9 protein-coding genes and 1 pseudogene are annotated in these 11,913 nt (G+C 75.8%); 5 read left to right on the top strand and 5 right to left on the bottom strand.

Annotation, left to right across the window (positions count from 1 at the left end):
* Positions 1 to 17: 17 nt before the first annotated feature.
* Positions 18 to 776: a TetR/AcrR family transcriptional regulator gene (locus tag SSBG_RS07190; protein ID WP_078491237.1), complete on the bottom strand. Its 759-nt coding sequence runs from the start codon at positions 774 to 776 to the stop codon at positions 18 to 20.
* A gap of 126 nt (positions 777 to 902) precedes the next feature.
* Here SSBG_RS07190 and SSBG_RS30780 point away from each other — a divergent pair.
* A pseudogene (locus SSBG_RS30780) lies at positions 903 to 2,119 on the top strand (MFS transporter); the annotation flags it as partial.
* Between the two features lie 343 nt (positions 2,120 to 2,462).
* On the opposite strand, the gene SSBG_RS07180 reads toward SSBG_RS30780, so the two are convergent.
* On the bottom strand, positions 2,463 to 2,831 hold the full coding sequence (locus tag SSBG_RS07180) for a winged helix-turn-helix transcriptional regulator (protein WP_008745539.1): 369 nt from the start codon (positions 2,829 to 2,831) through the stop codon (positions 2,463 to 2,465).
* A gap of 98 nt (positions 2,832 to 2,929) precedes the next feature.
* On the opposite strand from SSBG_RS07180, the gene SSBG_RS34330 reads away from it, so the two are divergent.
* Together SSBG_RS34330 and SSBG_RS34325 are read left to right on the top strand one after the other, a co-directional pair.
* Positions 2,930 to 3,199 (top strand): NAD(P)-binding domain-containing protein, encoded by a 270-nt coding sequence (locus tag SSBG_RS34330; protein ID WP_234010400.1) that lies wholly within the window; start codon positions 2,930 to 2,932, stop codon positions 3,197 to 3,199.
* Positions 3,196 to 3,567, top strand: a complete 372-nt coding sequence (locus tag SSBG_RS34325; RefSeq protein ID WP_234010399.1) for a hypothetical protein — start codon at positions 3,196 to 3,198, stop codon at positions 3,565 to 3,567. The genes SSBG_RS34330 and SSBG_RS34325 overlap by 4 nt, the downstream gene beginning before the upstream one ends.
* 130 nt (positions 3,568 to 3,697) lie before the next feature.
* Here SSBG_RS34325 and SSBG_RS07170 read toward each other — a convergent pair whose 3' ends face one another.
* A complete protein-coding gene (locus tag SSBG_RS07170) occupies positions 3,698 to 5,632 on the bottom strand; it encodes an ABC transporter ATP-binding protein (protein WP_008745538.1) in 1,935 nt (644 codons plus the stop codon).
* Positions 5,629 to 7,326: an ABC transporter ATP-binding protein gene (locus SSBG_RS07165; protein ID WP_037871203.1), complete on the bottom strand. Its 1,698-nt coding sequence runs from the start codon at positions 7,324 to 7,326 to the stop codon at positions 5,629 to 5,631. Before SSBG_RS07165 ends, SSBG_RS07170 begins: the two co-directional genes overlap by 4 nt.
* A gap of 316 nt (positions 7,327 to 7,642) precedes the next feature.
* On the opposite strand from SSBG_RS07165, the gene SSBG_RS07160 reads away from it, so the two are divergent.
* Both SSBG_RS07160 and SSBG_RS07155 read left to right on the top strand, forming a co-directional pair.
* Positions 7,643 to 8,092 carry an ATP-binding cassette domain-containing protein gene (locus tag SSBG_RS07160; protein WP_008745536.1) on the top strand — a complete coding sequence of 150 codons (450 nt, stop codon included), beginning with the start codon at positions 7,643 to 7,645 and terminating at the stop codon, positions 8,090 to 8,092.
* 171 nt (positions 8,093 to 8,263) lie between these two features.
* Complete coding sequence (locus SSBG_RS07155; RefSeq protein WP_037869142.1) at positions 8,264 to 9,553, top strand: hypothetical protein; 1,290 nt, start codon at positions 8,264 to 8,266, stop codon at positions 9,551 to 9,553.
* On the opposite strand, the gene glgX is transcribed toward SSBG_RS07155, so the two are convergent.
* Positions 9,554 to 11,872, bottom strand: a complete 2,319-nt coding sequence (gene glgX / locus SSBG_RS07150) for a glycogen debranching protein GlgX (RefSeq protein WP_037869141.1) — start codon at positions 11,870 to 11,872, stop codon at positions 9,554 to 9,556. It lies immediately after the preceding gene.
* Positions 11,873 to 11,913 lie beyond the last annotated feature (41 nt).

The raw sequence follows: 11,913 nt of genomic DNA, 5'->3' as shown, positions 1-11,913 counted from the left end.
CCGTGGGGCGGCGTCGCTCAGTCGTCCTCCGCCGCGCCGCTCCACACCCCCGCCCGGGCCGCCGTCGCCGCCGCGCGGGCCGCGCGGCGGGCGTGGAGGTCCGTGAGCGGGGTGCCGAGGTTCAGGAAGGCGTAGTACAGCGGGGCCGATACGGCGGCGACGACCGCGTGCGCGTCCGTCCCGGCCGGGAGTTCGCCGCGTGCCGCGGCGTCCGTGACGCACCCGGCCCACTCCGCGATCCGTACCTCGTAGAAGCGCCGCAGTTCCCCGGCCGTGCCCGGGTCGCAGAGCGAGGCGGCGACGAGGGCGCGGAAGAGGCGGCCCTGGCGCGGGTCCGTGAGGGTCCTGACGACGAGCCGGGCGTTGGCGAGGAGGTCGCCGCCGAGGGTGCCGGTGTCCGCGCGCGGCAGGGACTGCTCCGCCATGTCGGCGAGCAGGTCGGCGGCCAGCGCGGCCGGGGTGCCCCAGCGGCGGTAGACCGTCGTCTTGCCGACCCCGGCGCGGCGGGCGACGTCGGCGAGGTCCAGGGCCTCGAAGCCCCGCTCGGCGAGCGCGTCGCCGCTCGCGCGCAGCACCGCCTCCCGCACGCGGGCGGTACGACCGCCGGGGCGGACGGTGCCGGGGGTCGGGGAGCCGGTGGGGGTGCCGCTGGGGGAGCCGGGGGTCGGGGCGCCGGGCGGGGGGTCGCTGGGGGTGCCGGTCGGTGTGCCGGGCGACGGGCCTCCGGGTGGTATGCCGGGGGGCTGGCTTCCGGGCGAGGCGGCTGCGTCGGTCATGGGCTCAGCTTAACGGTATCGGAGTTCCCTTACCGCGCCCGACGGTGCTACGTTCCTCGCCGTAACGGGAATCTGGTCCCGTTACGGCGAGCGGCGCGCCCGCGCCCCCGTACCGAAGGGTTCGTCATGTCCGTACTCCGCGCCGGGACCGCGCCCGCGACTCCCGCGCCACCGGCGGGGGCGCCGCGCCTCACCGCCCGCCTCAAGGTCGTGCTGGCCGTCCTGCTCGTCGCGCAGTTCATGCTGGCCGTCGACTTCTCGATCCTGAACGTGGCGCTGCCCGCGATCGGTGAGGGGCTCGGCTTCTCGCTCGGCGGCCTCCAGTGGATCGCGACGGCCTTCGCGCTGTGCGCGGCCGGGTTCACGCTCTTCCTCGGGCGGATCGGTGACCTGATCGGCCGGAAACGGATCTTCGTCGCCGGTATCGCGCTGCTCGGCGCGGCCTCGCTCGTCGGCGGCCTCGCCACGAGCCCGGGGGTGCCGCTCGCCGCCCGCGTCGCGCAGGGCCTCGCGACGGCGGCGGCGACCCCCGCGGCCTCGCGCTGCTCACCACGTCCTTCCCCGAGGGACCGCTGCGGCGGAAGGCGCTCGGCATCAACGGGGCGCTCATGTCGGCCGGTTTCACGACGGGGGCGATCCTCGGCGGCGTCCTCACCGACCTGCTCACCTGGCGCTGGGCCTTCTTCGTCAACGTGCCCGTCGCCGTCGCCGTCCTCCTGCTCGCGCCCGGCGTCGTCAAGGAGTCGCGGCCCCCGGTGCGCCCGCGCCTCGACCTGCCCGGCGCGCTCTCCGTCACGCTCGGCCTGCTCGGCCTCGTCTACGGGCTCACGCAGGCCGGCGCGTACGGGTGGACCGACGGCCGGGCGCTGACCGGGCTGCTCGGCGGGGCCGCCCTGCTCGCCCTCTTCGCCCTGGTCGAACGCAGGGCGCGCGAACCGCTCGTCCCGCCGCGCGTCCTGCGCCGCCGGGGCGTCGCCCTCGGCCTGCTCGCCTTCGTCACCGAGACCTCCCTCGTCTACCTCCTGACCCTCTACCTCCAGAAGACCCCGGGCTTCTCGCCGCTCGCGGCCGGCGTCTCGTTCGGCGTGCTCGGGCTCGGGACCGTCGCGGGCGGCCTGCTCGCCCCGAGGGCCCTCGCCCGCACGTCCACCCGGACCGTCCTTCTCGCGGGCGGCCTCGTCCAGACCGTCTTCACGGCCGCGCTCCTCTTCCTCGGCCTCCTCGGCACGAGCGCGGGCGCGGCGCTCGGCCTGCTGCTCCCCGCGACGTTCTTCGGCGGCGTCGGCAACATGCTCGTGATCGTCGGCTTCCTGGTCACGGCGACGAGCGGACTCCCCGACGGGGAACAGGGTCTCGCCACGGGACTCGCCTCGATGTCCCAGCAGATCGGCATCACGATGGGCACGCCCCTCATGTCCGCCGTCGTCACGGCGAGCACCGCGGGCGCCGCCACCGCCGCGGCACGTCCGCCACGGCGTCACCACGGCCCTCGCGGTCAACGCGGCCCTCGCCCTCCTGGGCGTCCTCATCGCCGCGCTGCTCCCGCGCGAGCGCCGCGCCTGAGCGGCCGGAGCGGAGCGCGGCGCGGCACGCGGGGCCGGGGACGGTCAGCCGCCGGGGCGCGCCCCGTGGCGCCGGACGCGCGGAGACGTACCGCCGCCCCGGCGAAGCCCGGCCCCCGGGGAGTCACGCGGGCGGCGGCCGGTCTCCCGCCGCCTCGTCCTGGGCTTCGAGGAGCGCGTCGCCGTGCGCGACCGCCCAGTGGCCGAGCGCCGTCAACGGGCCCTCCACGAGGCCCCGCCCGAGCCCGGTCAGGCCGTACTCGACGCGTGGTGGCGCCCCGGCGTACGCGTGGCGGTCGATCAGGCCGCGGGACAGGAGCCGGCGCAACGCCTCCGTCAGGACCTTGTCGCTGATGCCCCCGATCGCGGTGCGCAGCTCGTGCCGTCGGCGCGGGCCCGGGCGCAGTGCGGCCAGTACCACCGGGTCCCAGGTGTGGGCGCGCAGACGGCAGCCGGCGACCCACCCGCGGCCGTGGTTCTCGTGCTCGGTCATCTCCTCGCCATCCTCGCGCGCTGGTCGCGCACCGACCGGTGCGCGACGCCTTTCCTGGGGTGACCGCTCGTCCGGCTGTCACGCGAGAGGAAGCGACGATGCGCATCGGAATCCTGGGGACGGGGACGCTGGCGGCGGCCCTGGGCGAGGGCTGGTCACGGGCGGGGCACGAGGTGGCGATCGGCGACCGGTCCCGGGCCGGGGCGGAGAAGCTCGCCGCGCGACTGGGCCGCGGAGCGCTCGCCCTCGCGCCGCGTGAAGCGGTCGGTGGGCGCGACGCGGTGCTGCTCGCCGTGCCCTGGGACGGCGTCGAGGACATGCTGGGGCTGCGGGCGCGGCGGACGGCTCGCTCCGGGGGACGCCGTTGATCGATCCCACCAACGCGGTCGCGCACGGTGTCGGCGTTCCGCTCACCGGGCCCGGCGAGTCGATGGCGCGCCGGATCGCCGGGCTCGCTCCGGGAGCGCGTGTGGTCACGGCGTTCCATCTCTTCCCCGCCGGTCGGTGGACGGGGACGGCCGGGGGCGGCCCGGCGGGCGTGACGGTCGCGATGTGCGGTGACGACGCGGTGGCGCTGCGGGTCGTCGGCACGCTGGCACGCGACGTCGGCGGGACACCGGCGGTCCTCGGGACGCTGGACCGCGCCCGTCAGCTCGAAGAGGTGGCGGGCTTCGTCATCGGACTCGTCTTCGCGGGCTTCGACCCCGGCTCCGCGGTGCCCGGCCCGCCCCGCTGACGGACCGCTCGCCGCCCCGGCCCGGCGGCGGTGCGGCACGAGGCGGTGCGATCCGGGGTGGCGCGGCCGGGGTGGCGCGGCCGGGGTGCTCCCCCTGGACCGCGCCGCACCGCACCGCTCCGACCCGGTCTCAGGCCAGGCTCTCCCGCCAGGTCCGGTGGAGGCCCGCGAACGTGCCCGTGCCCGCGATGAGCTGCTCCGGTGCGCCGTCCTCGATGACGCGGCCCCGGCTCATGACGAGGACGCGGTCGGCGATGGCCACCGTGGAGAGGCGGTGCGCGATCACGACGGCGGTGCGGCCGTGCAGGACCGTCTCCATCGCCTCCTGCACCGCCCGTTCGCCCGGGATGTCCAGCGAACTCGTCGCCTCGTCCAGGATCAGGACCGCCGGGTCGGCGAGCAGCGCGCGGGCGAAGGCGACGAGCTGGCGCTGGCCCGCCGAGATGCGCCCGCCGCGTTTGCGGACGTCCGTGTCGTAGCCCTCCGGGAGCGCGGCGATGAACTCGTGCGCCCCGATCGCCTTCGCGGCCTGCTCGATCTCGGCGCGGCCCGCCTCCGGGCGGCCGATCGCGATGTTGTCCGCGATCGTCCCCGAGAAGAGGAACGCCTCCTGCGTCACCATGACGACGCCGCGCCGCAGTTCCGGCATCGGCAGGTCCCGCAGGTCGGTGCCGTCGAGCAGGACGCGGCCCTCGGTCGGGTCGTAGAAGCGGGCCAGGAGTTTCGCGAGCGTGGACTTGCCCGCGCCCGTCGAGCCGACGACGGCGACCGTCTGCCCCGCTTCGAGCCGCAGCCCGAAGCGCGGCAGCACTTCGCCGCCCGTGCGGTACGAGAAGGAGACCCCCTCGAAGTCCACCTGGCGTCCGGGGAGTCCCGCCCGCGCCGGCGGCAGCTCGCGCGGTGCGACCGGTTCGGGCACGCCCGGTTCCTGCGCCAGCAGCCCGGCCACCTTCTCCAGCGAGGCGGCGGCGGACTGGTAGGCGTTGAGGAACTGGCCGAGCCGGTCGATCGGGTCGTACAGGCGCCGCAGGTACAGGGCCGCCGCCGCGAGCGTGCCGAGCGCGAGCGTCCCGTCCGCGACGCGGTAGGCGTCCCACAGCACGATCGCCGCGATCGTCGTGTTCGCCACGAGCCGCGAACCGACCACGTAGCGGGCCATCTCGATGAGCGAATCGCCGTTGCTGCGCTCGTGCGTGCGGTTGAGGGCGTCGAACTCCGCGTCGTTGACCGCCTCGCGCCGGAAGGCCCGCACGGGGCGGATGCCGTTCATCGTCTCGCCGAACTTCACGATGACCGAGGCGATCGCGGTCGAGCGCCGCGCGAAGACCCGTCCCGCGCGCCGCTGGTAGAGCCGCACGAGCAGGTAGAGCGGCACGAGCGAGAGCACGGCGAGCGCGCCGGTCCACCCGTCGAGCACGAGCAGCACGACGGAGATCGACAGGAAGGAGAGGAGGGTGTTGACCAGCTCCTGCAAGCCCTCGTCCAGGAGTTCGCGCAGTGACTCGACGTCCGTCGTGGAACGCGAGATGAGCCGCCCCGAGGTGTAGCGCTCGTGGAAGTCCACGCTCAGCGCCTGCGCGTGCCGGAAGATCCGCCCGCGCAGGTCGAGCAGCACGTCCTGGCTGACCCGGCCCGAGACCTTCGTGTACGCGAACTGGAAGACGCCCGAGCCGAGCGCGCACAGCGCGTAGGCCGTGCCGAGCGCGATGAGCGGCCCGTAGTCGTGGCGCCGCACCGCCGGGACGCCGTGGTCGATCGCGTACGCGACGAGCAGCGGGCCCGCCTGCGTCGCCGCCTGCTGGAGCAGCAGGAACAGCACCGTGCGCGCGACCCGCGCCCGGTGCGGGCGCAGCAGCGAACCGAGCAGCGCGCGGGTGGCGCCCTTGGCTACGGGCAGGTCGTCCTGGTCGAACTCGTCGGCGGGCGGCGGGGTGTCCGCCGGGGGAGCGGCCTTCGCGGCGGCGGCGGAGGCGGGCGGTGAGGTCAGCAGCGCTTCCGGGGCCGTGCCGTCGCCTGCCTCGTCGCCCGCGCCGTCCGTGCGTCGCTGATCGGCTCCCGTCGTCATGCCTGTCCCTCCAGGGCCCGTTCCGCACCCGACATGAGCCAGGCGTATTCCGCGTTCTCGCGCAGCAGTTGGTGATGGGTGCCCACGGCCGTGATCCGGCCGCCGGAGAGCAGCGCGACCCGGTCGGCGAGCTGCACCGTCGAGGGCCGGTGCGCCACGACGAGCGCCGTCGTCCCCTCCAGCACGCGGCGCAGCGCCGCCTCGACGGCCGCCTCGGTGGCGACGTCGAGCGCCGAGAGCGGGTCGTCCAGCACGAGGAAGGGCGGCGTGCCCACCACCGCGCGGGCGAGCGCGAGCCGCTGGCGCTGCCCGCCCGACAGGCTCAGCCCCTGCTCGCCCACCTCGGTGTGCTCCGCGTGCGGCAGGTCCCGCACGAAACCGGCCTGCGCCACGTCCAGCGCCCGCGCCAGGTCCTCCGCGCCCGCCCCGGGGCCCGCGCCCATCAGCACGTTCTCCGCGATCGACGCGGAGAAGAGCGTCGGCTCCTCGAAGGCGACGGCGACGCGGGAGCGCAGCCGCTCGCGCGGCATCGCCGTGATGTCCTCGCCGTCGAGCGTGATCCGGCCCGCGCTCAGCTCGTACAGGCGCGGCACGAGGTGCGTCAGCGTCGTCTTGCCGCAGCCCGTCGCCCCCACGAGCGCGACCGTCTCGCCCGGCCGTACGTGCAGGTCCACGCCGTCGAGCAGCGGGGGCGCGTCCGGCGCGGCGTCGGGGAAGCGGAAGCCGACCCCGTGGAAGCGCAGCCCGTCCGCCGCGCCCGGCCGCGGCTCCGCGCGGGCCTCGGGGGCCGGGAGCGGCACGTCCTGTTCGGGCCGCTCGTCCATGACCTCGAAGTACCGCTCCGCCGCGGCCGCCGCCTCCTGGCACATCGCGAGCAGGAAGCCGATCGACTCGACGGGCCAGCGCAGCGCGAGCGCCGTGGACAGGAAGGCGACGAGCGTGCCCGCCGAGAGGTCCCCGTCCGCGACGCGGACCGTGCCGAGCACGAGCGCCGCCACGATCGCCAGCTCGGGCAGCGTCGTGATGACCCCCCAGATCCACGCGAGCAGATGCGCCTTGCGCAGCTCCGTGGCCCGCAGCTCCTTCGCCCGCGCGCGGAAGACGCGCGCCTGGCTGCGGTGCCTGCCGAAGCCCTTCACGACCCGGATGCCGAGGACGCTCTCCTCGACCAGCGTCGTCACGTCCCCGATCTGGTCCTGCGCCTGCCGGGCCGCGGTGCTGTACCGGCGCTCGAAGTACGTGCAGAGCGGGATCAGCGGCGCCACCGGGACGAGGAGCAGCAGCCCGAGCCCCCAGTCCTGGATCACCAGGATCGCCACGCCGACGACGATCGTCACACCGTTGACCAGGAGGAACGTCAGCGGGAAGGCGAGGAACATGCGCAGCATCATGAGGTCGGTCGTCGCGCGCGAGAGCAACTGGCCCGAGGCCCACCGGTCGTGGAAGGAGGTGGGCAGCCGCTGGAGGCGCCCGAACAGGTCCCGCCGCAGCTCCGCCTCGACACCGGCGAGCGGCCGGGCCACGAGCCAGCGCCGGAAGCCGAAGAGGACCGCCTCCGTGATCCCGAGCAGCAGCAGCCCCAGCGCCCCGAGCCACACGCCGCCCGGGTCGTGGTCCGCGACCGGGCCGTCCACGATCGCCTTGAGCACGAGCGGCACGACGAGGCCCACGCAGGAGGCGAGCACCGCGATCACGGCGGCCGTCGCGAGCCGCGCCCGCACGGGTCTGACGTAGGGCCACAGGCGCGCGAGGGTGCGCGCGGCCGAGTGGCCCCGGGGGGAGCCGGGAAGGTCTGCTGTCACAGCGGCGAGGTTACGTTCCGCCACCGACAATGCCCACCGGGTTTTCCTGTACGCCCCCAACATCCGGCCACCGCCCGGCGATCCTGCCACCCCGCCGGGCCCCCTCCCGCTCGGGGCCCCGCCGCCCGGCTGCCCGTAACCGACCGGATGACCGCCCCTGGCGGACTGGCCGATAGCGTGCGCTTTTCCGTCCCGCGCGCCTGGGGCCATGACCACGTACCAGGGCCCCGAGACCCCGCCACACGTCCTCGTGGACGTCCGTGACCTGCGCAGGAGCCACCAGGAACGCGCCGTCGTGGACGGGGTCGCCTTCCAGGTGCGCGCGGGCGAGGTCTTCGGCGGCCTCGGGCCGGACGGGGCGGGCAGGACGACGACGGTCGAGCGCGTCGCGGGACCGCGCGTCCCCGACGGCGGCACCGTGCGCGTCGCCGGGCTCGGCCCGCGCGCCGGACACCCCGCCGTCAGCCACCTCCCGGGCGTCCAGCACCAGGAGAGCGCCCTCCCCGCGAAGATCACTGTGCGTGAGGCCCTGGTGCTCTTCGCCTCCTTCCCGCCCGTGACCTCCGTCGGCCACCGCCCCACCCCGCCGCCGCGAAGGGCGCCCGCGCCTTCCTCGACGCCTTCGAGGTGTACGACACGGGGGACCACCACCGCGTGACGTCCCGCTGACGCACCGCGCCTCCCGCCCCCCGCCGCTTCCCCCGCCCCGTAGGATTCACCCCCAGGACACCCCCGCGCCGCGCCAGGTGGCGCGCGGGAGGCCGGGTGGTGATCTCCCCGGCGGGGTCCCCGGCAGGCGGAATCACGGAGCGGAGCGGAGGCGGCGGCCATGCGGCGTGTGGTGCGGATGGCCGGGAGCGCCCTGGCGCTCGCCGGGCTGCTCGGCGGGGTGAGCGCCTGCGGCAGCCCCTTCGGCGGGGAGCACGCCGTCTTCGGGAAGCCGCTCGGCAAGCAGCTCAAGGCCGTCGCGCACGTGAGCCAGGAAGGGCTCACCGCGCGCTTCACCGCGCGCACCGACTACGGCGGCAGCGGCACGAAGGCCACCGACGTCGCCGCCGGCACTCTCGACTGGGACCAGGACGTGGCCCGCGCCGAACGCGTCGTCCACGTGCCCGCGCCGCTCGCCGAGGCCGACGCGAGCGCCATCGGCGGCCGCGAGGCGCGCCGCGACGTGCGCCAGACCTACGCCGTGCGCGGCCACGGCAGCGTGTACCTTGCCGTGGACGGCCACCAGGGGCGCACCTGGGTGCGCTTCACGCCCGGCGAGCGCAAGAAGCGCGGCCTCAACGGCGACAGCGAGCTGAACCGCCTCAACGGCGCGGTCCTGCCCTACGGCGGCACGCTCGCCGAGGTCCTGCCCTACGCCGAGCCCGTCAAGGAGCCCGCGCGCCTGTCCGGCGGCGGCCGCCGCTACACCGCGACGGTGCCCGCCGCGCACGCCGCCGACGTCCTGCCCACCGGCCTCGCCCGCCCGCTCCGCGGCTCTGGACGCCTCGGCGAGGACGCCAAGGGCTTCACCGTCACCGTCACGACCGACGGCAAGGGCCGCGTCGTCGCGATGACCGCCGACCTCGCGCCCCAGCTCGCCGCGCTGCACGCCCAGAGCCTCCTGCGCGATGTCACGACGCTCCGCTCCGAGCTGCGCCTGAGCCGCTACGGGCGCTGGCAGCGCGAGGACTTCCCCGGCGCCCACCGCCTCGTCACCTCCACGAAGACCGTCCGCTCGGCGCGCGGCATCGAGCCCGGCCAGTGCGCGGACACGCAGCTCCTCGGCCTCGGCCGCCGCGCTCTCGTCCCCGTGGACTGCGCGGACCCGCACGACCTGTGGAAGTTCCCGAGCGGCACGTACACGCGCACCCTCGACAGCCTCGACGGGCTCGGCTCCCTGCCGCTCGCCGCCTGCCGCGCCGGACTCGCCGACGCCGATCCCGTCAACGGCGCCCCGGACCCCGCGACGCTCGCCGTGACCCGCGACGGCCTGCGCTACGCCGTCGCCCGGCCCGGCGAAGCCCTCACGTGGCACGCGACGCCGCCCTCGACGCTTCCGCGGGGCGCGGAACTGCGCGTCAAGGGCGACGCCTCCTGCCTCGTCACGACCGCCTACCAGCCCCTGTCCTAGTCACTCCTCGCGCTCCAGCGCGTCCTCGCACACCCGCAGCACCACCGCGGACCGCCCCGCCACCCGCACCGTCGTCCCCGCCGCGTGCACCGTGCCCGGCGCCTCCTCCTGCTCCTCCGCCGCGGTGTCCACGAGCAGTTCGTACGCCGCGGCCCACGGCGCCCCCGGCAGCGTCAGCGTGACCGGCCCGGGGTCCGCGTGCAGGAACAGCAGGAAGCTGTCGTCCACGACGGGCGCGCCACCCGGGTCCCGGGCGGGCAGGTCGCGGCCCGAGAGGTACATGCCGAGGCTGCGGCCCGGCGCGTACCAGTCCTCCTCGGTCAGCTCCGCGCCGCGCGCCGTGAACCACGCGACGTCGCGCCGCCCGTCGGCGAAGAGCGCGCGGCCCGTGAAGAAGGACCCGCGGCGCAGCACCGGGTGCGCCCGGCGCAGCGCGAGGAGCCGTGCCACCAGCGCGCACTGCGCGCGCCACTCGGGCGCTTCGAGCAGCGACCAGTCGAGCCAGCCCAGCTCGTTGTCCTGGCAGTACGCGTTGTTGTTGCCGCCCTGGGTGCGCCCCAGCTCGTCCCCGGCGACGAGCATCGGGACGCCCGTGGACAGCAGGAGCGTCGTGAGGTGGTTGCGCAGCTGGCGCCGCCGCAGCGCGCGGACGTCCGCGTCCCGCGTCTCGCCCTCCGCGCCGTGGTTCCAGGAGCGGTTGTCGTCCGCGCCGTCCCTGTTGTCCTCGCCGTTCGCCTCGTTGTGCTTGCGGTCGTAGCTGACGAGGTCGCGCAGCGTGAACCCGTCGTGCGCGGTCACGAAGTTGACGCTCGCCTGCGGGCTGCGCCCGCTCCACGCGTACAGGTCGCTCGACCCCGACAGCCGGTAGCCGAGGTCCCGTACGTCGGGCAGCGTCCCGCGCCAGAAGTCCCGCGCGGCGTCCCGGAACCGGTCGTTCCACTCCGCCCACAGCGGCGGGAAGGCCCCTACCTGGTAGCCGCCCGAGCCGACGTCCCAGGGCTCCGCGATGAGCTTGACGCGGCGCAGCACCGGGTCCTGCGCGATGACCGCGAGGAACGGCGCGAGCATGTCGAAGCGCTGCTCCTCGCCGTCCCGCCCCGCCCGCGCGAGGGCCGCGGCGAGGTCGAAGCGGAAGCCGTCCACGCCCATCTCGCCGACCCAGTACCGCAGCGAGTCGGTGAGCAGCCGCAGGACGTGCGGCTGCACGACGTTCAGCGTGTTGCCGCACCCCGTGAAGTCGCGGTAGCGGCGGGCGTCCTGCTGGAGCCGGTAGTAGCCCCGGTTGTCGATGCCGCGCAGCGAGAGCGTCGGGCCGCGCTCGTCGGCCTCGGCGGTGTGGTTGTAGACGACGTCGAGGATGACCTCGATGCCTGCCGCGTGCAGCGCGCGCACCATGTCGCGGAACTCGCCGACCTGTTCGCCGCGCGTGCCGCGCGAGGCGTACGCGGCGTGCGGCGCGAAGTAGCCGATCGAGTTGTAGCCCCAGTAGTTGGTGAGCCCGCGCCGCAGCAGGTGGTCCTCGTGCGCGAACTGGTGCACGGGCAGCAGCTCGACCGCCGTCACGCCGAGCCGCTTGAGGTGCGCGAGCGCGGCCGGGTGCGCGAGGCCCGCGTACGTCCCGCGCAGGTGCTCCGGGATGCCCGGGTGCCGCATCGTGAAGCCCTTGACGTGCACCTCGTAGAGCACCGTGTCCGCCCACGGCGTCTTCGGGCGGCGGTCGTCGAACCACTCGGCGGCCGGGGACTCGTCGTGCACCACGACGCCCTTGGGCACGTACGGTCCCGAGTCGCGGTCGTCGCGCACGGTGTCGGCGAGGTGCTGCTCGGGCCAGTCGCGCACGTGCCCGTAGACCTCGGGCGGCAGCCGGAAGTCGCCGTCCACGGCGCGCGCGTACGGGTCGAGCAGGAGCTTCGCCGGGTTCCACCGCGCCCCCGTCCACGGGTCCCAGCGGCCGTGCACCCGGTAGCCGTAGCGCGTCCCGGGCGCGACACCGGGCACGAAGCCGTGCCAGATCTGGTCCGAGCACTCGGCCAGGCGCACCCGCCGCTCGTTCCCCTCCGCGTCGAACAGGCACACCTCGACGGCCTCGGCGCCGCCCGCCCACAGCGCGAAGTTCGTGCCCGTGCGCCCCTCGGGCCCCCGGTGCCAGCGCGCGCCGAGCGGCGTGGGGGCGCCGGGGAGGGCGACGTCACGGGCGAGGGCGGCGGGCCGCGCGGGGCGCGGCGGCGGGCCGTGCCCCGCGCTCACGGTCGTGGCCGGCGGTCCCGGGTCCGTGCCTTCGCGGGCCCCGATCTCCTCCTGCTCGGCTGCGCTCGTCACCTTCCGGCCTCCTGGCGGCTCCGGGGACCCGGGCGCCGCGC

The sequence above is a fragment of the Streptomyces sp. SPB074 genome, from assembly GCF_000154905.1.
In the GTDB taxonomy this organism is placed as follows: domain Bacteria; phylum Actinomycetota; class Actinomycetes; order Streptomycetales; family Streptomycetaceae; genus Streptomyces.
The sequence above is the reverse complement of the archived record's forward strand: the minus strand, read 5'-3'. Positions and strand labels throughout refer to the sequence as shown.

What these genes read in the sequence shown, in the direction of transcription:
- SSBG_RS07170 (WP_008745538.1), bottom strand. Translation starts at nt 5,632, where the DNA reads ATGACGACGGGAGCCGATCAGCGACGCACGGACGGCGCGGGCGACGAG.
- SSBG_RS07155 (WP_037869142.1), top strand. Translation starts at nt 8,264, where the DNA reads ATGCGGCGTGTGGTGCGGATGGCCGGGAGCGCCCTGGCGCTCGCCGGG.
- SSBG_RS07160 (WP_008745536.1), top strand. Translation starts at nt 7,643, where the DNA reads ATGACCACGTACCAGGGCCCCGAGACCCCGCCACACGTCCTCGTGGAC.
- SSBG_RS34330 (WP_234010400.1), top strand. Translation starts at nt 2,930, where the DNA reads ATGCGCATCGGAATCCTGGGGACGGGGACGCTGGCGGCGGCCCTGGGC.
- SSBG_RS07190 (WP_078491237.1), bottom strand. Translation starts at nt 776, where the DNA reads ATGACCGACGCAGCCGCCTCGCCCGGAAGCCAGCCCCCCGGCATACCA.
- SSBG_RS07180 (WP_008745539.1), bottom strand. Translation starts at nt 2,831, where the DNA reads ATGACCGAGCACGAGAACCACGGCCGCGGGTGGGTCGCCGGCTGCCGT.